Genomic DNA, 21,011 nt, shown 5'->3' with positions numbered 1-21,011 from the left:
CGACCAGCAGAAACGCATCATTATGGCACAAAAAATAAACTGAATAAATATCCAGTGTTTTTGCTATCCTGTCACGGTCGAAAAACTGGAATCCCGCTCGAAAGTGGGAAGCGTCATTGTGACGTGATACAATTTTTCGCTTAGACTTTTAGCATCAACTCATCGGGAGACAGCAACATGGCCAGTCGTGGCGTAAACAAAGTGATTCTTGTCGGGAATCTGGGTCAGGATCCGGAAGTGCGCTACATGCCGAATGGTGGCGCGGTAGCCAACATTACGCTGGCCACGTCAGAGAGCTGGCGCGACAAGCAAACCGGTGAAAACAAAGAGATCACCGAATGGCACCGCGTCGTGCTGTTCGGCAAGCTGGCCGAAGTAGCCGGCGAATATCTGCGTAAAGGTTCGCAGGTCTACATTGAAGGCCAGCTGCGCACCCGTAAATGGCAGGACCAGAGCGGTCAGGACAAATACACCACCGAAGTGGTGGTGAACGTGGGCGGCACCATGCAGATGCTGGGTGGTCGTCAGCAGGGCGGCAACGGCGGTGGCGCACCCATGGGTGGCCAGGGCGGCGGCAACAATAACGGCTGGGGCCAGCCGCAGCAGCCACAGGGTGGGGGCAACCAGTTCAGCGGCGGCGCGCAGCAGCGTCCACAGCAGCAGAGCGCACCGGCGAACAACGAACCACCAATGGATTTCGACGACGATATCCCGTTCTGATTGGCGTACCGATCAACGCGTTATCCAGCCCTCGCTTCTGCGAGGGCTCCATTTCAAAAGCTCTTGTCCAACAAAACTTTTCTCTCCGCACGTTCATACAACGACGTTAATGCGCGCGCCACTCCCGCAGTAATTCTTCCGTGGTTTTAACCCGCACCGGATTGCCCGGCATGATCAAATCCGCCCACACTTCGTTGTGCTGATTAATGAGCTGCTGCGCTGACACATAAGTGCGATCGGCGGTGGTGTGGGCGTCGGCCGCCACGGTGATGTGATAGCCAAGGCCGGCCCCGACTTTGATGGTGGTATCGACACAATAATCGGTGGCGCAGCCGCAAATGACAAAGCTTTCAATCTGATGCTGTTCAAGCTGCGCCGCGAGCCCGGTTTGCCAGAAGCTGTCGCAGGCGGTTTTGGTGATGTAAAGCGCGCCGGCGGGTTGTTCCAGTTCGGCGACTATGTGCCAGTCTGCGGAGTCAACGGCTAAATCCGGCCCGCTATGCTGAATAAAAATGACCTGATCGGCGGCGGCCATCAGCTGATTAATGCGCGCGCAGCGTCCGGCGCGGTCGTAACGCGGCGTTGCCAGCACGCCATTTTGCATATCCACTACCATTACCACCCGTTGTGCCATTGTCGCCTCCTTCATAGGTCAGGCCCCAGTGTCGCGCTGAACGGGTAGGCGCGTAAAGCGATTGGGCTTTGCTTTTTTTGTGCGCGCCGCGCATGCTTACTGCCTGATAGCGTATGGAGGTGTGTGGTGACGGTGGTTCCTGAAGTCTTTCCCTGTGAGCAGGATCGTGCGCAGTTTCAGCACTTTGCTGAGCTGCCGGGCATTGAGCTTTATCAGGCGCACATCTCCCGCTACGCTTTTGAGCCCCATACCCACGAAGCCTTCGGGATTGGCACCATTGAATCCGGCGCGCAGCGCTTTCGCTACCGCGGCACCAATTATGTCGCGCCGGTGCATTCGCTGGTGATGATGAATCCCGATGAACTGCACACCGGTGAATCGGCCTGCGCCGAAGGCTGGCGTTATCGCATGATCTATATCGATCCGGCGGAGATGGATCGACTGACCGGCGATCGCAACTGGTGGTTCAGCGATGCGCTGCGCACCGATGCGCGTCTGGCACAACCTTTCTCCCATGCGCTGGCACAGATGTGGCAGGCGCAAAGTGCGCTGGAGCGGCAGGGCGCGCTGCTGGATCTGCTGGAATGGCTGCGTCCGCTGGCGCAGCAGGGCGTCGCTCGGCCGCGCGAAGGCGCCCACCGCTTTGATGTGGTAAAAGCCTGGCTGCGCGATAATCTGGCAGAGCCGGTGCGGCTGGAGGAGCTGGCGGCGCTGGTATCGCTGTCGCCGTGGCATTTTCTGCGCAGTTTCAAACAACACTTTCACGTCACTCCCCATCAAATGCTGATGGCCTTCCGCCTGTTCGAAGCCAAACAGCGGCTGGCGCAGGGCGAGAGCGCCGCCAGCGTGGCGGCGGCGGTTGGCCTCACCGACCAGGCGCATCTGACGCGGGCGTTTGCCCATCGCTACGGCATCACGCCGGGACGCTATCAAAAGCAGGTGTTCAGCGGACGTTAACCGCAATCTGCTACAAGCCTTTCACCTTTTCCTGCGCCACACTGTGGCGGATTAAAGATAAAGGAAAGGTGTATGTTTGCAGGAATAGTGTTTGCCCTCGCGGCGGGGCTGATGTGGGGCATGATTTTTGTCGGGCCGCTGCTGATACCCGATTATCCGGGCACGTTGCAATCGGCGGGTCGCTATGTTGCCTTTGGTCTGGTGGTGCTGCCGCTGGCGTGGCTCAGCCGGCGCCGGCTAAAACAGCTGACGCGCCCGGACTGGACGGAGGCGGTGAAGCTGTCGCTGGTGGGTAATCTGCTCTATTACGCCTGCCTTGCCAGCGCGATTCAGCGCACCGGCGCACCGGTCTCCACCATGATCATCGGTACGCTGCCGGTGGTGATCACCGTCACCGCTAACCTCTGTTACGGCCATCTCGAAGGGCGCCTGCCATGGCGCCGGCTGATGCCCGCGCTGGTCATCATTGCTGCCGGTCTGGGCTGCGTTAACGCGGCGGAACTGCACGGGCAGGGGCCGGCATTTGATCTCTGGGGCTACCTGAGTGGCCTGCTGCTGGCGGTGCTGGCAGTGGTGTGCTGGACCTGGTATCCGCTGCGCAATGCGCGCTGGCTGCGCGAACATCCTCAGCATAAACCGTCGAGCTGGGCCACCGCGCAGGGGCTGGTGACATTGCCGCTGGCGCTGGTGTTTTATGGGCTGGTGAGCCTGCAGATTCACTGGCAGCAGCCCGATTTCGCTTTGCCGTTCGGCCCGCAGCCGGCGCGTTTTATCTGGCTGATGCTGGCGATTGGTTTGTTCTGCTCATGGCTGGCGGCGCTGTGCTGGAATGCCGCCAGTCAGCGTTTGCCAACGGTGGTGATGGGGCCGCTCATCGTATTCGAAACGCTCTCTGGCCTGCTGTGGACCTTTATTTACCGCCAGAGCTGGCCACCGCTGCTCACCAGCATCGGTATCGGCTGTCTGATCGTTGGCGTGATCTATGCCATGCGCATTAAACCGCAGCGGCTGACCGCACTTCCTTAACCCTGCCTTGCTGCTGAGTGATCCACTCAGCAGCGCTTTCCTCTGATATTTTAGGAATTTGACCAGCCGATAATCCCGCCTCAGTGACCTGATACTGGCCGCCACGCGCACGCTATATAACCGAGCAGCGCTACGGCTGCCCGGTTTTCATTCTCTTCCGCTATAAAACTCCCTGCCGTCAGCACGGTAAAAGGTCGACTTTCGCTGCCTTAAAGCGTTCCGGTGGGATAAAAAAAGCGCATATCGGGCAACAATTCGCCGGTTTAGCGCGTAAAAAACTCTTCGCCAGTCGGATTTTTACCCGACTGTGGCACTGAAATTCCAGCGTGAGAAGCCACCTTAGCCTTAAGCGTTACCGGCATTGTTAAGAATGATTCCCAACAGCTGCCAGAAAAAAAGATTAAAGATGACGATGGATTTAAGCGCAGTATTTACCGTGGATAACCGTTTTTCGGCATTATAGTTTAAACATCATAACGTTTTTGAACCGGAGTATTCCTGGTGTGGTTTAAGAGTTAGCCGACTAGCGCTGATCGCCAAAGCGATCATAAACGCAGCGGCCAGATCCAGTTTAAAACTGAGCCAATGTGTGAGCGGTTACACCGTGTTGTTCATTAACGCTTAACAGAATTGTCTGTGATCAGGTCTGATTATTAGTAATCGTGAAGTAATAGACTAAGCACCAATCTCACCAAAATGAGATTGGGCTAAGTCTAAATGGCTTGAAACGCGAGGCTTTTGCTGGTGTGAATCAATTTTACCGCAAAAAAGGAAGTGATTCCGTGATGGCATTCATCAGGAAAAAGTGGTTCGAATTGTTATGTAGCGAATGCCGAATTTAATGATCTTCATCTCTTCTGGTAAGAACAAATCTCAGCATTAAGTCATATAACATCGGCCTCAATGGTATTAGCGATTATCGGAACCGGAAGGGTAATGATAAACGCTACGGCTAATATCCAGTAAACGACAGCTGCGACGGGTACCGATGTCGAAAGTGGTTTGCAGGAAGTTGACCGCCTGACGCTTTTCATTCGTAGTGAAGAAGTTTTTCAGCACGCTTTGCAGCATCTCCTTGTCGGAGCTCAGGGTCTGCAGCTCGCGCGTAAGGTTCTGCAGTTTATCCTCCAACTCCTTGATTTTTCGACCCTCCTCTGAAGAAAGCCCGGAGAACTTCTTCTTCCAGCTATAGAAGGTGGCCTCGGAAATGCCCAGCTCCTCACAAATCTCCCTGACTTTCACTCCCGTTTCAGAAGCTTTAATGGCATTTGTGATTTGCTCTTCGCTATATCGTGACTTTCTCATAAATGCTCTTACCTTTCTTATCAATTAGTGGATGAGAATTACTGTATTAATATCTGGTACTGCAAAAACGGTATTAATGCAGTATTAAAGTGCGCGATTAGAATTGCGAGGGTTAAATTAAGTTATTTAGAATAAATATCATCATGGGATAAATCTTATTTTATTCTGAATGCCATTGAACGCCTTCCTGGTGCTGGGTTTTTGATATAGATTCATTCCATCCCAAATGCAGAAAAATACGACAATCATTGGAAATTCGGCATAGCCTGCTTGCAAAAAACTCAGGATATGCCTGTGAACTTTTGTCCTGAATTCGGGTTGAAATCGTTTACATCCATCGGGCTTCGCACCAGGTTTAATCGGAATTTTCCTGAATTTAATCGCTAAACTCTGACGCGAGTCTCATTTTTCGGACCAGCCTGGTTTGAAGTTATTAAATTGTGTCAGGCCCACTGAGCGCTTGTTAATTCATTTCAAGGACGTTGTACCGAAAAGCAGTTGCTGTACGTAATACTAAGGACCAGTCAATGAAATTGAGCGTAATGTCTAATGCCGCCTGGATGATGTCTGAGAAGATCGTCTCGGTATTCGGCGTCATATTTGTGACCTCCTACGTGGCAAAATCCTTTGGCCCAACGGTGTTTGGCCAAATGGCGTTTTCGACCTCGCTGTTCTCCATGGTGCAAACCGTGGCGATTTTTGGTACCGAAACCATCCTGTTCAAGCGCATCAGCAAAAGTGCGCCGAAAGGCCTGCGGCTGATGACCGTGGCGCGGACCATGCGCCTGGTGCTGCTGTTGCTGACATCAATCCCGGTGTTGATTTGGGTCTGGTACAACATGCAGGAAAACTTCCTTGCGTTTGCACTGGCCTCGTTTATCTCGTCGGTGTTTGTCACCCAGGACACCTTCAGCGTTTATAACAATGCGCGGCTGGCGTCGCGGCTCAATACCATTGCTAACTCGGCCGGCTTGCTGCTGGGCTTTGCCATGAGCTTCACCATCGCCTGGCTGCACCTCAATCCACTGTGGCTCACCGCTTCGATTGTGGCCGTCACGCTGGTGCCGTACGCCATCAAGCGCGTCAATTTCTATCGCGAACATCAGGATCTGGCACCGCCGCAGGACAAGCGCACCACCTACCTGCGCTACCTGATGTATGCCGGCCTGCCGCTGGCCATCTCCAGCATCTTTATCTCGGTGCAGGTGAAAGCCGCACAGATGTTCCTCGCGGGCATCGCCTCAGCGCGCGACCTTGGCCTGTTCGCCGCCGCGAATACCATTTCGGCTTCCTGGATTTTTATCCCGGTTGCCATCATCACTTCCTGCTTCTCGGAGATTTTCCGCGAGCGTGGAGCAGCCGCGATCAAGCTCACCGCGCGGCTGAACGGCTATGTCATGGGAGTTTCATTGCTGTTATTAGCGGTGATCGCCTTGTACGGCGAAAAAATCATCATCGCTTTATATGGTCACGAGTACACACAGTCCGGAAGTCTCATTACGTTACTGTCGTTAGCAACCTGCTTTTCGGCAATGGGGACCGTCGCTTATCGCTACATGGTGAAAGAGGGCGGGTTTAACTATCTGTTGAAGAAGATCATTTGTCTGATGGTCATCAGCCTGCCGCTGTCGTGGTGGCTGATCCAGGGCTACGGCATCATGGGTGCCGCCTGGAGCGTCTTCATCACGGAGTTACTGTCCCTGACCGTAATGAATTACTTCTTCAAAAACGGCGTCATCCAAAAAATTCAGGTTTCCTCACTCAACTACAAAACCTACAAATGAGGTCAGATATGATCAGGTTGAAAGACGAACTCAGAAGAAGCGTACAGTATTTCATCAAAAAGATGCCCTGGGCTTACCAGGATCGCATCTACTACTTTCACAAATTCCGTAAGCTGCCGAACCTGCGTCAGCCGAAGGTGTTCAATGAGAAAGTGCTGTATCGCAAATTCGTCTACGGCGACTACCAGTGCTATGGCCGCCTGTCGGACAAGTTTTCGGTGCGTGAGTACATTGCCGAAAAGGTAGGCAGTGAGTATCTGATTCCACTGGTTTATGAGACCAGCGATCCGCACTCACTGCATACGCTGCCGAGCTGGAAGAACACGGTTATCAAGCCGAATCACGGCTCCAACATGGTCGAGATCCTGCTGGAAGAACCGGATGCGCTGAAAAAACAGCAGATTATCAGCGACTGCCAGCGCTGGCTGAAGACCGATTTCGCCAACGAGGCGCGCGAGATTCACTATCGCTATATTAAGCCGCGCATTCTGGTAGAGAAGTACATCGGCGATGGCAAAACCGCGCCGATCGATTACAAGTTTCACATGTTCAACAAGCGCGACGGCAATTTTGAATATGTGCTGCAGGTGATCTACAACCGCTGTAATCCGCTGCTGTCGATGAACTTTTACGTCAACAATCTTAACGAGGCGTATCACAAAATCCGTGATACCGGGCTGGATGTGTCACCGTTGCTGCCACAGCTGCAGCACGCGCTGGCACTGAGTAAAACGCTGGCCAGCGACTTCGATTATGTGCGCGTGGACTGGTATATCGATGGCGAACAGATCTACTTCGGTGAGCTGACGTTCACGCCAGGCGCCGGGCTGGTCACCGGGTTGGATCGGGGGCTTAATCAGATGATGGGTGATATGTGGATTCAGGATCGTCGCGATACGCAGAGATCGGACGTCACGGTGCCGGAAGTACCACTTCCAGCCGTATTGAAGAAAATTTGAAATCACACAGCAAAATAAAAAACCCCGCTTAGCGGGGTTTTTTATGCGCCGCGTTTACGGCATTGGCCAGTCGGCTGGTGTCTGGCTCATCACCTGAATAAACGCTTCTTTGGTGATGGACATAAAGTTATGCACGTTTTCCATGCTCAGCGTAATGCCGAGCAGACCGGTAACGAACCAGCATGACATCGCTACGCCCACGCCGCCGCACATCAGCGCCATCACGTGGTGGCTGTTCTGACGCAATTTAATTTTCATGGTGCTGGCGAAGAACATCATTAGCGCGCTGAGTAGTTCCCAACGCATGACGATCAGACTGGTAGTTAACGTAGCCATCGGCGAAAAACCTCTTGAGATCAGTAATATCCCTGACATTCATCGGACATCACTGGCGGCAGAAAAGGGAGGTCAGGGAAGCCCTTCTGTCGTCTTAATACAGCTTGAATCTGTGACTTGAGTCACATTATATCACTGGATTTGAAAATTTGAACAAAATTTAGACCTGGTATGGCAGGCAAAGAAAGGGCTGGAGGAAGGTGAAGAGGAGGGGAAAGGCGCGCCCGCGTGGGGCGCACTGACTTCAGCGTACCGGACAGCACTCACCGATGGTGCGCTGGGCAAAGCTGTTCATGCCTTCGCTGCAGTCAAAGTTGACCAGACGCGGACGCTGCACCATCGCCTGGCGACGCATGCTGTGACGATAAGCGGTAGGGGTTTGCGAGAACTGACGGCGGAACACACGTGAAAACGTCTGCTGCGAGTCGTAGCCGTACTGCATCGCAATGTCGAATACCGGACGCTGCGTCTGACGCAAGGCTTCGGCGGCCAGCGTGAGACGGCGTTCACGAATATAACCACCCAGCGTTTGTTTCGTAACCGTACGGAACATACGCTGCAGGTGCCATTTCGAGTAACCCGATTTTGCCGCCACTTCATCAATCGACAATGTTTTATCCAGATTCTGATCGATCCAGTTAGTCAGTGAATGGATGATTTCCTGTTGCATCATAGCCTGTTCCTTCTGCAAGGTTATCGCCTGGTTTGAAATTCGCTGTTTTGCTGGGGTGCGAGTATAATTCCTCAAGTTAACTTGAGGTAAAGGCCCTAAATGAAAAAAGAACGCAATTACCCGAAACCGGTGCTGACGCCGGGCGAAGTGGCGAAACGCAGCGGCGTGGCGGTATCGGCACTGCACTTTTATGAAAGCAAAGGCTTGATCAGCAGCACGCGCAATGGCGGTAATCAGCGCCGCTACAGCCGTGATGTGCTGCGCCGCGTGGCGATCATCAAAATTGCGCAGCGCATCGGGATTCCGCTGGCGACGGTCAGCGACAGCCTGATGCACGTGCCGGCGAATAAGCGCATGTCGACGCAGGAGTGGGACGCGCTGACGCAGCACTGGCGCGAAGAGCTGGATAAACGCATCGAAACCCTGACGCGTCTGCGCAACGATCTTGACGGCTGCATTGGTTGCGGCTGCCTGTCGATGCGCGACTGTCCACTGCGCAATCCGGGTGACCGCCTGGGGCAGCAGGGCTCCGGAGCGGTCCTGCTCGATCCGCAACAGGACGAGCCGCAGCGTTAATCCGCTATACTAGGTGCCAACCCTTAGCAGCAAGGAATCGCGCATGATTACCGTTCACCATCTGGAAAACTCCCGTTCTCATCGGGTGCTGTGGCTGCTGGAAGAGCTGGCGGTGCCGTATCAAATCAAACGCTATCAGCGGGAAAATACCCTGCTGGCGCCGGACGAATTAAAGAAAGTGCATCCGCTGGGTAAATCGCCGGTGATTACCGATGGCAATCGGGTGATCGCCGAATCGGGCGCCATCCTCGAATATCTGCAGCTGAAATACGACAGCGAGCATCTGCTAGCGCTGCATGAGGAAGAGGAGCAAATTCAGGCGCGCTACTGGCTGCACTATGCTGAAGGTTCGCTGATGCCGCTGCTGGTGATGAAGCTGGTGTTTGCGCAACTGGGCAAAAAGCCGGTGCCATGGCTGCTGCGCCCGGCCGGCGTGGCGCTGAGTAAAGGCATTCAGAAAGCGTGGCTGAACAAGCAGCTGGCGCTCCACGGGCGCGTGATTGAGCAGCATCTGAGCCAGCAGCGCTTTTTTGCCGGTTCACGCTTCAGCATTGCCGATGTGCAGATGAGTTTTCCGCTGCTGGCGTTGCAGATGCGCGGCGCGCTGGGTGAGATGCCCGCCACGGCGCGCTGGCTGGAGAATATGCAGCAGCGCGCCGCGTGGCAGCGCGCGCTGGAGCAGGGCGGTCCGATTCAGTTCAATAACGGCTGAGGCGCAGCGGTAACGCGACGATACAGGATGCCGCGACGCGCTGTCGCGGCACCGCAGCAAACCACCTGAAATGCCAGCCTTTTTCCTCCATGATATCCTGCTCCCGCTAGCGTAACGCCAGCCATAATGGCGCCAGAGCTGCGCATTATCCTGCCTGCCAGGTGATTAGCAGTTGAAAACGCCACCCCAAACGCCAGATAATCGTTTGCCTTTTTTCCGCGTCACCCCTTTTTGACCTGGAATACGCGGCCACGTAATCGTTTGCCTGCTTTTCTCTCTGAGACATCTTCACCAGGATGATGCGCAAACGCGAGCCGCGCGGTGACCTATATCTTAAAAAACACAGAGGAATAACTATGTCTGGCGAATCACGCCCGGCCAGGGGAAAACTGGACGCCTGGTTCCACATTTCAGCACGCGGCAGCAGCGTGCGGCAGGAAGTGCTGGCTGGCCTCACCACCTTTTTAGCGATGGTCTATTCAGTCATCGTGGTGCCTGGCATGCTCGGTAAAGCGGGCTTCTCACCGACGGCGGTGTTTGTCGCCACCTGTCTGGTGGCCAGCTTTGGCTCCCTCATCATGGGACTGTGGGCCAACCTGCCGATGGCGATTGGTTGTGCCATCTCCCTGACCGCCTTTACCGCGTTCAGCCTGGTACTGGGCCAGCACATTAGCGTGCCGGTGGCGCTGGGCGCGGTCTTCCTGATGGGGCTGCTGTTCACGCTGATTTCCGTGACCGGCATTCGCGCGTGGATTCTGCGTAACCTGCCGATGGGCGTGGCGCACGGCACGGGCGTCGGTATCGGCCTGTTTCTGCTGCTGATTGCCGCCGATGGCATCGGTCTGGTGGTAAAAAACCCGGCGCCGGGCCTGCCGGTGGCGCTTGGTCACTTCACCTCTTTCCCGGTGATCATGGCGCTGATCGGGCTGGCGGCGATTTTTGGTCTGGAAAAACGGCGGGTACCGGGCGGCATTCTGCTGACCATCATTGCGATTTCGCTGCTTGGGCTGATTTTCGACCCGGCGGTAAAGTGGCAGGGGCTGTTTGCCATGCCGAGCCTGCGTGATGCCAGCGGCCAGTCGGCGATGTTTAGCCTGGATATCATGGGCGCGCTGCAACCGGTGGCATTGCCGAGCGTGCTGGCGCTGGTGATGACCGCGGTGTTTGACGCCACCGGCACCATTCGAGCGGTGGCCGGGCAGGCGAACCTGCTGGATAAAGAGGGCCAGATTATCAATGGCGGGCGCGCACTGACCACTGACTCTATCAGCAGCCTGTTTGCCGGACTGGTGGGTGCCTCGCCCGCCGCAGTGTATATCGAGTCCGCTGCGGGTACTGCCGCCGGCGGTAAAACCGGCCTGACGGCGATTGTCGTGGGTCTGTTGTTCCTGCTGATTCTGTTTATGTCGCCGCTGGCTTATCTGGTTCCGGCCTATGCCACCGCACCCGCGCTGATGTATGTCGGCCTGCTGATGCTGAGCAACGTGGCCAAAATCGACTTCAATGATTTCGTCGATGCGATGTCTGGCCTGCTCACGGCGGTATTCATCGTACTGACCTGCAACATCGTCACCGGCATCATGCTCGGCTTTGCCGCGCTGGTAATTGGCCGCCTGTTTGCCGGCGAGTGGCGCAAGCTCAACGCTGGCACGGTGGTGATTGCTGTGGCGCTGGTGGCGTTCTACGCGGGCGGTTGGGCTATCTGACCGCAATCCGGGCGTCAGTCCGGATTATTCTCTTTATCGCACACGCCGCACATCGGGTAGCCCCGCCGGGCGGCGTTTTGTTTTACACTTTCCGACGCAACATCGCTTCGATTAATATGATTCGCCTAAGGAAAGCATGGAAATCTTCTTTACTATTCTCATCATGACGCTGGTGGTTTCGCTGTCCGGCGTTGCGGCACGTATCCTGCCGTTTCAGATCCCGCTCCCGCTGGTACAGATCGCGGCCGGCGCGCTGCTGGCCTGGCCAACCTTTGGTCTGCACGTCGATTTTGACCCCGAACTGTTCCTCGTGCTGTTTATTCCGCCGCTGCTGTTTGCTGATGGCTGGAAAACGCCGATCAACGAGTTTCTGCATCACGGCCGTGAAATTATCGGCCTGGCGCTGGTGCTGGTGCTGATTACCGTGGTCGGTATCGGTTACCTGATTTACTGGCTGGTGCCGGGCATTCCGCTAATTCCGGCGTTCGCGCTGGCGGCGGTGCTGTCACCGACCGATGCGGTGGCGCTCTCCGGCATCGTCGGCGAAGGGCGCATCCCGAAAAAGATCATGTCGATTGTCCAGGGCGAGGCGCTGATGAATGACGCGTCGGGCCTGGTGTCACTCAAGTTTGCCGTCGCGGTGGCGATGGGCACCATGGTGTTCACCTGGGGCGGCGCCAGCGTCGAATTCCTTAAAGTGGCGATTGGCGGCCTGGTGGCCGGTGTCGCAGTTTGCTGGCTGTACGGTCGTTCGCTGCGCCTGCTCAGCCGCTGGAGCGGTGACGACCCGGCAACGCAAACCGTACTGCTGCTGCTGCTGCCGTTCGCCTCTTACCTGATTGCTGAACACCTCGGCGTCTCCGGCATTCTGGCGGCGGTGGCGGCCGGTATGACCATCACCCGTTCCGGCATCATCCGTCAGGCACCGCTGGCAATGCGCCTGCGCGCCAACAGCGTATGGCAGATGCTGGAGTTTGTGTTCAACGGCATGGTGTTCCTGATGCTGGGCCTGCAGCTGCCGGACATTCTCTCCACCTCGATTGCTCAGGCGAACGCCGATCCTAACGTCGAGCTGTGGATGCTGTTCGCTGACGTCGGGCTGGTCTATGCGGCGCTGATGATCGTGCGCTTCGGCTGGCTGTGGATCATGAAGCGCACCAGTCTGCGCCTGCTGAAGAAAAAGCCGCTGGAGTTTTCCAGCTACTCGCTGCGTGAACTGCTGATCGCCTCTTTTGCCGGCGTGCGCGGTGCTATCACGCTGGCCGGTGTGCTGTCGATTCCGCTGTTCCTCAGCAATGGCGAACCTTTTCCGGCGCGCTACGAACTGGTGTTTATCGCCACCGGCGTGATTCTGTTCTCGCTGTTTGTCGGCGTGATTCTGCTGCCGATTCTGCTGCGCGGCATGGAGAGCCACGACAAAGTGGGGCACCGTCGCGAAATCCAGAGCGCGCGTGCCGCGATGGCCGGCGTGGCGATTGAGAGCCTGCATAAAATGGAGCAGCGGCTGGAAAACGACGCTGAAGAGAACATCGATCCTGAGCTGCTGAAAGAGGTCAGCCTGCGGGTGATTGGTAATCTGCGTCGTCGCGTCGATGGCAAAGATGATATGGAACAGGCGCTGTTTGCGGAAAATCTGGAGCGCCGTTTCCGTCTGACCGCGCTGCGCGCCGAGCGTGCCGAGGTTTATCATCTGCGCGCCACCCAGCAGATCTCCAACGAGACCATGCAGCGCCTGCTGCGCGATCTCGACCTGCTGGAAGCGCTGCTGATAGAGAAAGAGGAATAGCCGCCGCGTTTTGCTGCTCTCCGATCCCGCGGCCGCCTGACAGACAGGGCGGCCGCTTTGCTACAGCGATAGCCGTGGCGCGTTATCCGGCCAGTGTTCGCGGCAGCAGGCAATCCACGCCTGCGCGCTGCGCGACAGATAACTGCCTTCGCGCCAGATTAGCCCCAGACGCCACTGCAGCTCCGACTCCAGCGGCAGCCACAGCAAGGCCTGTTTATCCAGCCGCTGGCAGATCGGCTCCGGCAGGATCGCCAGCCCCATATCCGCCTGCACCATCGCGGCAAGAAAATCCCACTGCGCGCTACGCAGCGCGATATCCGGCATCACTCCCTGGCGCTGAAACGCTTTCATCAGCTGGCGGTTAAGCGAAAACTCTTCGTTGAGGATCAGCAGGGGATGCTGAGCCAGCTCTGCCAGCGTCAGGCTGGTGCGGTTGAGCCAGCGCGCGCTGCGCGGCAGCAGCACGCACAGCGGATGGCGCATCAGTTCAAGCGTGTTCAGCGGCAGCTCCGCATCAATCGGCAGAGCGGTCAGCGCAATATCCAGCCCGCCGCTCAGTACCGCCTGCTGCACCGTCAGGCCACCAAATTCGGAGATTTTCAGCTGTACGCCGGGATAGCGGCGGCGGAACGCGGAGATCGATCCGGCAATCTGCATGCCGACCATCGGCGGAATGCCCAGCCGCAGCTCACCGGTTTTCAGCTGGTTGATGTCACTGATTTGCGCCTCCAGCTGATGAAACTCCTGCAAAATCGCCAGGCCGCGCTGATATACCGCCTGGCCGCTGTCGGTGAGATGCAGCTTGCGTCCCTCGCGCAGCAGCAGCGTACAGCCCAGCTCTTCTTCCAGCTGGCGCAGCATTTTGCTGATGGTGGGTTGCGTCACGAACAGCTTCTCCGCCGCGCGGGTAAAGCTCTGCTGACGCACCACTTCGGTGAAGTAACGCAGGGCACGCACGTCCATAAACATTCCTTTTTGGCATAGTTTGAATAATTTTAATTCATTTCTTTCACACTCTGGCGCGGATTTATACTGCAACCCTGAATTTTTGAGGGGAAGAGAGAAATGGCGTCCGCGCTTCGTCCGCGCACCACGGATATCCTGCAACGCGTCACGGTGCCGCTGCAGCTGGTGCTGTATATCGCCCTGTTCGTTGCCAGTGGTCAGCTGGTGAGCTGGCTGCATCTGCCGTTACCGGCCAACGTCGTGGGTATGGTGTTGCTGTTACTGTTGATCGTCAGCGGTATCGTGCCGCTGCGCTGGGTTAAAGCCGGAGCCAACTGGCTGCTGGCCGAAATGCTGCTGTTTTTTATTCCGGCGGTGGTGGCGGTGGTGAATTACAGCGACCTGCTGCGCAGTGAAGGCTGGCGCATCTGTGTGGTGATCGCCGTCAGTACGCTGATGGTGCTGGCGGCCACCTCACTGGTGGTCGATCGCTTATACCGTTTCGAACTGGCGCGCGCGGCGCGTAAGCAGGGCGATCGTGACTGACTTTATCATTAGCCTGTTATGTCTGGCGCTGACGCTGCTGGTTTACTACCTCAACAAACGCCTGTACCGGCGCAGGCCTACACTGCTGCTGATGCCGTTGGTGTTAACGCCGCTGGTGCTGGTGGCGCTGTTGCTGCTGACGCACGTCAGCTGGCAGGATTACATCGCCGAAAGCCACTGGCTGCTGTGGCTGCTGGGTCCGGCGACGCTGGCCTTTGCGGTGCCGGTTTACGAAAACCTGCACATTATCCGCCGCCACTGGCTGTCACTGAGCGTGGGCGTGATCACCGCCACGCTGGTGGCCGTGTGCAGTTCGGTATGGCTGGCGCGGCTGCTGACGCTACCGGAGAGCATCCAGCGCAGTCTGGCGGTGCGCTCCATCACCACGCCTTTTGCGCTGGCAGCGGCCCAGCCGATTGGCGGCCAGCCCGATTTGGTCGCGCTGTTCGTGGTGATTACCGGCGTATTTGGCATGGCGGTGGGCGACGTGCTGTTTTTACGCATCGCGATTAAGCAGGGCGTGGCGAAAGGCGCCGGCTTTGGCGCGGCCTCGCACGGTGCCGGCACGGCACGCGCTTATCAGCTCGGCCAGCAGGAGGGCGTGGTCTCCAGCCTGGTAATGATGCTCTCCGGCGTGCTCACGGTGCTGCTGGCCCCGCTGCTGGGTCAGCTGCTGTGGCATGCTTAAGTGGACAAATTTGAGCCTGGGCTCATATAAGAGTTTCCTCGCTTTGCTTACCGTTTGCGCGCGCAAACAACAAGGAAGCGAGAATGAAAAATACCACATTAGCATTAGGCCTGCTGCTGGCCGCCACCGGGAGCAGTGCCGCTGAGATCGGCGGGCAGGGCGGCAGCCATTTCTGGACAGCCCGGATTAACAGCGACCGCACCGCACCAGGCGTGCAGGCAGCACTGGAGTATGTGCATGGTCATCAGCAAACCCATCTGCTCGACGCCAGCCTCGGCTACGGCTTTTCCCTCGGCGCGCTGCAGGTAGCACCGCGTATCGGTGCATTCTGGGCCGATGTGAAAACCACCTCAACATCAAGTCGTGGCATGAATGGCGGGATTCGTCTGATGGCACCTCTGCCGCGGGCAGGGGCCACCTGGCTCTATCTGGATTACAGCCTGTCGCCTGATTTTGCCAACCACAATCTGCATGCGCTGCATCAGCTGGAAGCGGGCGTCTATTACCAGCCGGCGAAGTGGTTATCACTCAGCAGCGGCTATCGCTACCTCTCCGTCAACGGTGATTATGGCCATGCCGATCAAAGCCTGATGGATGGCCTGTTTATCGGCGCTGCCGTGCGTTTCTGATCCCTCCACGGCCGTTCGCGGCCGTTTTCTGCCCGCTGAAACCCATTTTTACGTAAAGCTTTCCAAATAAAGTTGTGTCATGCCGCAACGCTGTTTACCCTTTGCGCCGAATTATGTGTCCTTCATGGAGTGGATTGTTATGTTTAAGCAACTTGTTACGGGAAGCGTTTTAGGTCTGGCACTGCTGAGCGGCGGCGCGCAGGCGATTGAGGGCAGTGTTGACGTGGGTGAGCACAGCACCAACCTGAACCTTGGCCTCGGCACCGCTTCACCGGGTCTGTTTCTGAAAGGCAACTGGCTGCGCAGCGATCACGACGGCAGCACTTACGGCCTTGGTATGGGTTACAACCTGGATGTGGGTGATTTCCGCGTGGCACCGACGGCGAAAGCGCTGTTCACCCATCCGGAAGATGGCCGTGATGGCTTCACCGTGGCGCTGGGTGCCGGTGCGCAGTATAACTTCAACAGCATGTGGGGCCTGTACGGCGAATATTACTATGCGCCGGAAGCGTTTTCCGATCGTCTGGACAGCTATAAAGAAGCCTCAGGCGGCCTGAGCTTTACGCCGATTTCGCTGCTGAACCTGCGCGTTGGCTATCAGTACATTGAGCTGAACAACAAAGGCGACCGTAAAGATAACGTGCTGGTCGACGGCCCGTACGTCGGTGCGTCGCTGCGTTTCTGATGACTGTACCAGGTGCGCATGAATGCGCACCCTACGAAATTCCGTAGGGTCGCCATTTATGGCGACCTGGTCAATCACCGCACTACGTTCATGGCGACCTGGTCAATTACCGCACCGTGTTGATGGCGACCTGGTCAATCACCGCACCCTCTCAATCTTAATGTGCTTTCCCTTGCGAAATCCCGACGCCCGTTTGTGAACGGATGAACTGTCCGCGGAATTTCGCCCGCTCCAGCGCCCCCTGCTGGGAATGATCGGTAATGGAAAACAGCCAGGTGCCGACAAACGCGACCAGCATCGAGAACAGCGCCGGATACTCATACGGATAGACTGGCGTTGCGTGTCCCAGTACCTGCACCCAAATGGTCGGGCCGAGAATCATCAGCACCACCGCCGTCAGCAGGCCCAGCCAGCCTCCCACCATGGCGCCGCGCGTGGTCAGCTTTGACCAGTACATCGACAGCAAAATAATCGGGAAGTTACAGCTGGCGGCAATCGAGAACGCCAGGCCGACCATGAAGGCAATGTTCTGTTTCTCGAACAGAATGCCCAGCGCAATCGCCACCACGCCCAGCACCAGCACGGTAATCTTTGACACCCGCAGCTCTTCTCGCTCGGTGGCCTGACCTTTGCGGATCACGCTGGCATACAGGTCATGCGACACCGCCGAAGCACCGGCCAGCGTCAGGCCGGCCACCACCGCCAGAATGGTGGCGAAGGCTACCGCCGAGATAAAGCCGAGGAACAGGCTACCGCCGACCGCATTGGAGAGATGCACTGCCGCCATGTTAGTGCCGCCAATCAGCGCGCCGCTGGCGTCTTTGAAGGCCGGATTAGCGCCGACCAGCAGAATCGCGCCGAAGCCGATAATAAAGGTCAGGAAGTAGAAGTAGCCCATAAAGCCGGTGGCCCAGAACACGCTTTTGCGTGCTTCTCTTGCATCGGCGACGGTGAAGAAACGCATCAGAATATGCGGCAGGCCGGCGGTGCCAAACATCAGGCCCAGACCGAGCGACAGCGCCGAGATCGGGTCTTTCACCAGACCGCCTGGCTGCATGATTGCGCTTCCTTTCGGATGCACCGCCATCGCCTCGGTAAACAGCGTATTAAAGCTGAAACCGGTGGCTTTCATCACCATGATGGCCATAAAGCTGGCGCCAAACAGCAACAGCACCGCTTTGATAATCTGCACCCAGGTGGTGGCGAGCATGCCGCCAAACAGCACGTACAGCACCATCAGAATGCCGACCAGCACCACCGCGATGTGGTAGTCGAGACCGAACAGCAGCTGGATCAGCTTACCGGCACCCACCATCTGCGCAATCAGATACAGCGCCACCACCACCAGCGAACCGCAGGCGGAGAGGGTGCGGATGGGCTTTTGCTGCAGGCGATAGGACGCCACATCGGCAAAGGTATAGCGGCCCAGGTTACGCAGGCGTTCGGCTATCAGGAACAGAATCATGGGCCAGCCGACGAGGAAGCCGAGCGAGTAGATCAGCCCGTCGTAGCCGGAGGTGTAGACCAGCGCGGAGATACCGAGAAACGAGGCGGCCGACATAAAGTCACCGGCCATCGCCAGGCCATTCTGGAAACCGGTGATGTTGCCGCCGGCAGTGTAGTAATCGCTGCGCGAGCGGGTGCGTTTGGACGCCCAGTAAGTAATGCCGAGCGTGGCCGCCACGAAGACCACGAACATGATGATCGCTTCGTAGTTGGTGGCCTGTTTTTGCACCGCGCCGGTAATGGCATCGGCGGCAAATACGCTGGCTGGTACGATAGCCAGCGAGGCGGAGAGCAGGCGCTTCATGATTTCACCTCGCTGACAATCTGTTTGGTCAGACGATCAAACTCGCCGTTGGCGCGCCAGACATAAACGCCGGTCAGCAGAAACGACACCACAATCAGGCCGACGCCGATGGGGATGCCGCGCGTCACATTGGTGCCGGCGTGCAAGGGCGTGCCGAGCCAGCCGGGCGCGAAGGCAATCAGCAGAATAAAGCCGACGTACAGTACCAGCATGATGAGGCTGAGCAGCAGCGCAAACGACTGACGTTTGTGCACCAGCTCCTGAAAACGCGGATTGCTTTCGATTTGTTGCCAGACGGCTTCCTGTTGGTTCAGGGCTTCGTTCATCACATTTTCTCCAGAGGCAAGGCAGACAGAAAACTCACGGCAACGTGATTTAACTGGCTGAATATTCTAGTTATAAAGGTTGTGCGATGGTGAAAAGCATACGGCGTAAGGATGGAAGAGCGGAGAGTTGCCTGCCGGGGACAGGCTGATACTCTCCGCTGGGTCAATGCCGGTTATGGCATGGTGATCGATTGTTTCTCCTCGAGCAATTTCTCCACCACGCCCGGATCGGCCAGCGTTGAAGTATCGCCAAAGTTGCTGGTATCGCCGGCGGCGATCTTGCGCAGAATACGGCGCATGATTTTGCCGGATCGGGTTTTTGGCAGCGAATCGGTCCAGTGCAACACGTCTGGCGTGGCAATCGGGCCGATCTCTTTACGCACCCAGTTGCGCACCTCACTGTACAGCTCTGGCGACGGCTCTTCGCCGTGATTCAGCGTGATATAAGCATAGATCGCCTGGCCTTTAATGCTGTGCGGTATCCCCACCACCGCGGCTTCGGCAATTTTCGGATGCGAGACCAGCGCGGACTCGATCTCCGCCGTGCCAAGCCGGTGGCCGGAGACGTTCAGCACGTCATCGACGCGGCCGGTGATCCAGTAATAGCCATCGTCGTCACGGCGCGCGCCGTCGCCACTGAAGTAGCGATTTTTAAACGTCGAGAAGTAGGTTTGCTCAAAGCGATCGTGATCGCCAAACAGCGTGCGTGCCTGGCCGGGCCATGAGTCGACGATCACCAGGTTACCCTCGGTGGCACCGTCCAGCGTATTACCTTCGTTATCCACCAGCGCCGGCTGGACGCCAAAGAAGGGTTTGGTGGCCGAACCGGCCTTCAGCTCGGTGGCACCGGGCAGCGGCGTAATCATGAAGCCGCCGGTTTCGGTCTGCCACCAGGTATCGACGATCGGGCAACGGCTGTCGCCAATCTTTTTGTAATACCACTCCCAGGCTTCCGGGTTGATGGGCTCGCCGACCGATCCCATGATGCGCAGGCTGCTGCGCTGGGTGCCGGCAATCGCTTTATCACCCTCGGCCATCAGCGCGCGGATAGCGGTTGGTGCGGTGTACAGCAGCGTGACCTTATGTTTATCCACCACTTCCGCCATGCGGCTGGGCTGGGGCCAGTTGGGTACGCCTTCGAACATCAGCGTGGTGGCCCCGCAGGCCAGCGGACCGTAGATCAGATAGCTGTGCCCGGTAATCCAGCCCACGTCGGCGGTGCACCAGTACACATCATCGTCATGATAATCAAAAACATATTTGAAGGTGGTGGCAGCATACACCAGGTAACCACCGGTGGTGTGCAGCACGCCTTTCGGCTTGCCGGTGGAGCCGGAGGTATAAAGGATAAACAGCGGATGTTCGGCCTCGACCGCTACCGGCTGATGCTGATCGCTGGCTTTCGCCATCAGTTCATGCCACCACAGATCGCGGCCTTCGCGCCAGCCGGTCTCTTTGCCGGTGCGCTGGAACACCACCACGTTTTTCACGCTGGTGACGTTTGGATTGTTCAGCGCATCATCCACGTTTTTCTTCAGCGGAATGCTGCGTCCGGCACGCACGCCTTCGTCAGCGGTAATCACCAGTTTTGCACTGGAATCCACTACGCGTCCGGCCACCGCTTCAGGTGAGAAGCCGCCAAAAATGACCGAGTGCACGGCGCCGATGCGCGCGCAGGCCAGCATGGCGACCGCGGCTTCCGGCACCATCGGCATGTAGATCGCCACCACATCGCCTTTCTTCACACCAAGGCCGGTCAGCACGTTGGCAAAGCGGCAGACGTCGGCGTGCAGTTCACGGAAGGTCAGGGTTTTGCTTTCGCTGGCGTCATCGCCTTCCCAGATAATCGCCGGGTGATCGCCGCGCGTAGCCAGGTGGCGATCGAGACAGTTGGCGGCAAGGTTCAGCGCGCCATCTTCATACCAGCGAATCGAAATATTGCCGGGGGCAAACGAGGTATTTTTCACTTTGCTGTAGGGCGTCATCCAGTCGAGGATTTTGCCCTGTTCGCCCCAAAAGGCCTCAGGATCGTCAACCGACTGTTGATACAGCGCCGCATACTGGTCGGCATTTATCAGGGCATTCGCTGCAATGGCAGCGGGTACGGGATGCTTGTGTATTTGGCTCATGGCTGACCTCCTTGAAGATGTTAATCATATGTCAATCAAAGGTTAATTGAAGAGTGAGGCCGGGCTTTGTTTCTGTTTT

At 57.0% G+C, this 21,011-nt stretch carries 21 protein-coding genes; 13 read left to right on the top strand and 8 right to left on the bottom strand.

Annotation, left to right across the window (positions count from 1 at the left end; genetic code table 11):
- The first annotated feature begins 177 nt into the window (after positions 1–177).
- Positions 178–720 carry a single-stranded DNA-binding protein SSB1 gene (gene ssb1, locus C1N56_RS17410; protein WP_021507842.1) on the top strand — a complete coding sequence of 181 codons (543 nt, stop codon included), beginning with the start codon at positions 178–180 and terminating at the stop codon, positions 718–720.
- Between the two features lie 106 nt (positions 721–826).
- On the opposite strand, the gene C1N56_RS17405 is transcribed toward ssb1, so the two are convergent.
- Positions 827–1,354 carry an isochorismatase family protein gene (locus tag C1N56_RS17405; protein ID WP_394516918.1) on the bottom strand — a complete coding sequence of 176 codons (528 nt, stop codon included), beginning with the start codon at positions 1,352–1,354 and terminating at the stop codon, positions 827–829.
- Between the two features lie 126 nt (positions 1,355–1,480).
- Here C1N56_RS17405 and C1N56_RS17400 point away from each other — a divergent pair, with 126 nt between their 5' ends.
- The gene (locus C1N56_RS17400) at positions 1,481–2,311 is read left to right on the top strand and encodes an AraC family transcriptional regulator (RefSeq protein WP_058757554.1); all 831 of its coding nucleotides are present in this window, start codon (positions 1,481–1,483) and stop codon (positions 2,309–2,311) included.
- Between the two features lie 72 nt (positions 2,312–2,383).
- On the top strand, positions 2,384–3,337 hold the full coding sequence (locus C1N56_RS17395; RefSeq protein ID WP_104093916.1) for a DMT family transporter: 954 nt from the start codon (positions 2,384–2,386) through the stop codon (positions 3,335–3,337).
- A 909-nt stretch (positions 3,338–4,246) separates the two neighbouring features.
- On the opposite strand, the gene C1N56_RS17390 is transcribed toward C1N56_RS17395, so the two are convergent.
- A complete protein-coding gene (locus C1N56_RS17390) occupies positions 4,247–4,642 on the bottom strand; it encodes a transposase (protein WP_031279757.1) in 396 nt (131 codons plus the stop codon).
- Between the two features lie 527 nt (positions 4,643–5,169).
- Here C1N56_RS17390 and C1N56_RS17385 point away from each other — a divergent pair.
- A complete protein-coding gene (locus tag C1N56_RS17385) occupies positions 5,170–6,426 on the top strand; it encodes an oligosaccharide flippase family protein (protein ID WP_021507835.1) in 1,257 nt (418 codons plus the stop codon).
- Between the two features lie 8 nt (positions 6,427–6,434).
- The gene (locus tag C1N56_RS17380; RefSeq protein WP_031279756.1) at positions 6,435–7,385 is read left to right on the top strand and encodes an ATP-grasp fold amidoligase family protein; all 951 of its coding nucleotides are present in this window, start codon (positions 6,435–6,437) and stop codon (positions 7,383–7,385) included.
- Between the two features lie 54 nt (positions 7,386–7,439).
- On the opposite strand, the gene C1N56_RS17375 is transcribed toward C1N56_RS17380, so the two are convergent.
- Positions 7,440–7,721 carry a YjcB family protein gene (locus C1N56_RS17375; protein WP_058770027.1) on the bottom strand — a complete coding sequence of 94 codons (282 nt, stop codon included), beginning with the start codon at positions 7,719–7,721 and terminating at the stop codon, positions 7,440–7,442.
- Positions 7,722–7,965: 244 nt separating this feature from the next.
- Positions 7,966–8,394 (bottom strand): superoxide response transcriptional regulator SoxS, encoded by a 429-nt coding sequence (gene soxS / locus C1N56_RS17370; RefSeq protein ID WP_394516917.1) that lies wholly within the window; start codon positions 8,392–8,394, stop codon positions 7,966–7,968.
- Positions 8,395–8,493: 99 nt separating this feature from the next.
- Between soxS and soxR the strand changes: the two genes are divergently transcribed.
- From soxR to C1N56_RS17350, 4 genes are all read left to right on the top strand, one after another.
- Entirely contained in the window at positions 8,494–8,970 is a 477-nt protein-coding gene (soxR, locus tag C1N56_RS17365; RefSeq protein WP_021507832.1) for a redox-sensitive transcriptional activator SoxR, read from the top strand.
- Positions 8,971–9,013: 43 nt separating this feature from the next.
- Positions 9,014–9,682: a glutathione S-transferase family protein gene (locus C1N56_RS17360; RefSeq protein ID WP_021507831.1), complete on the top strand. Its 669-nt coding sequence runs from the start codon at positions 9,014–9,016 to the stop codon at positions 9,680–9,682.
- A 356-nt stretch (positions 9,683–10,038) separates the two neighbouring features.
- The gene (locus C1N56_RS17355; RefSeq protein WP_394516916.1) at positions 10,039–11,388 is read left to right on the top strand and encodes an NCS2 family permease; all 1,350 of its coding nucleotides are present in this window, start codon (positions 10,039–10,041) and stop codon (positions 11,386–11,388) included.
- Between the two features lie 136 nt (positions 11,389–11,524).
- Entirely contained in the window at positions 11,525–13,174 is a 1,650-nt protein-coding gene (locus C1N56_RS17350; protein ID WP_021507828.1) for a Na+/H+ antiporter, read from the top strand.
- A 60-nt stretch (positions 13,175–13,234) separates the two neighbouring features.
- On the opposite strand, the gene C1N56_RS17345 is transcribed toward C1N56_RS17350, so the two are convergent.
- On the bottom strand, positions 13,235–14,137 hold the full coding sequence (locus tag C1N56_RS17345) for a LysR family transcriptional regulator (RefSeq protein ID WP_021507827.1): 903 nt from the start codon (positions 14,135–14,137) through the stop codon (positions 13,235–13,237).
- Between the two features lie 102 nt (positions 14,138–14,239).
- Between C1N56_RS17345 and C1N56_RS17340 the strand changes: the two genes are divergently transcribed.
- From C1N56_RS17340 to C1N56_RS17325, 4 genes are all read left to right on the top strand, one after another.
- Positions 14,240–14,665 carry a CidA/LrgA family protein gene (locus tag C1N56_RS17340; RefSeq protein ID WP_021507826.1) on the top strand — a complete coding sequence of 142 codons (426 nt, stop codon included), beginning with the start codon at positions 14,240–14,242 and terminating at the stop codon, positions 14,663–14,665.
- Positions 14,658–15,353, top strand: coding sequence for an LrgB family protein (locus tag C1N56_RS17335; RefSeq protein ID WP_021507825.1), 696 nt, complete (start codon positions 14,658–14,660; stop codon positions 15,351–15,353). The genes C1N56_RS17340 and C1N56_RS17335 overlap by 8 nt, the downstream gene beginning before the upstream one ends.
- An 83-nt stretch (positions 15,354–15,436) precedes the next feature.
- Positions 15,437–15,982, top strand: a complete 546-nt coding sequence (locus tag C1N56_RS17330; protein ID WP_166712224.1) for a YfaZ family outer membrane protein — start codon at positions 15,437–15,439, stop codon at positions 15,980–15,982.
- A 139-nt stretch (positions 15,983–16,121) separates the two neighbouring features.
- On the top strand, positions 16,122–16,667 hold the full coding sequence (locus C1N56_RS17325; protein WP_031279754.1) for a YfaZ family outer membrane protein: 546 nt from the start codon (positions 16,122–16,124) through the stop codon (positions 16,665–16,667).
- 157 nt (positions 16,668–16,824) lie between these two features.
- On the opposite strand, the gene C1N56_RS17320 is transcribed toward C1N56_RS17325, so the two are convergent.
- The 3 genes from C1N56_RS17320 to acs form a co-directional block, all read right to left on the bottom strand.
- Complete coding sequence (locus C1N56_RS17320; protein ID WP_021507822.1) at positions 16,825–18,477, bottom strand: cation acetate symporter; 1,653 nt, start codon at positions 18,475–18,477, stop codon at positions 16,825–16,827.
- Positions 18,474–18,803 carry a DUF485 domain-containing protein gene (locus tag C1N56_RS17315; RefSeq protein WP_021313201.1) on the bottom strand — a complete coding sequence of 110 codons (330 nt, stop codon included), beginning with the start codon at positions 18,801–18,803 and terminating at the stop codon, positions 18,474–18,476. Before C1N56_RS17315 ends, C1N56_RS17320 begins: the two co-directional genes overlap by 4 nt.
- A 173-nt stretch (positions 18,804–18,976) precedes the next feature.
- Entirely contained in the window at positions 18,977–20,932 is a 1,956-nt protein-coding gene (gene acs, locus C1N56_RS17310; protein WP_058774926.1) for an acetate--CoA ligase, read from the bottom strand.
- Between the last annotated feature and the right edge of the window lie 79 nt (positions 20,933–21,011).

It is taken from the genome of Pantoea sp. SGAir0175, assembly GCF_043547855.1.
This window is presented reverse-complemented; position numbering and strand designations above follow the sequence as displayed.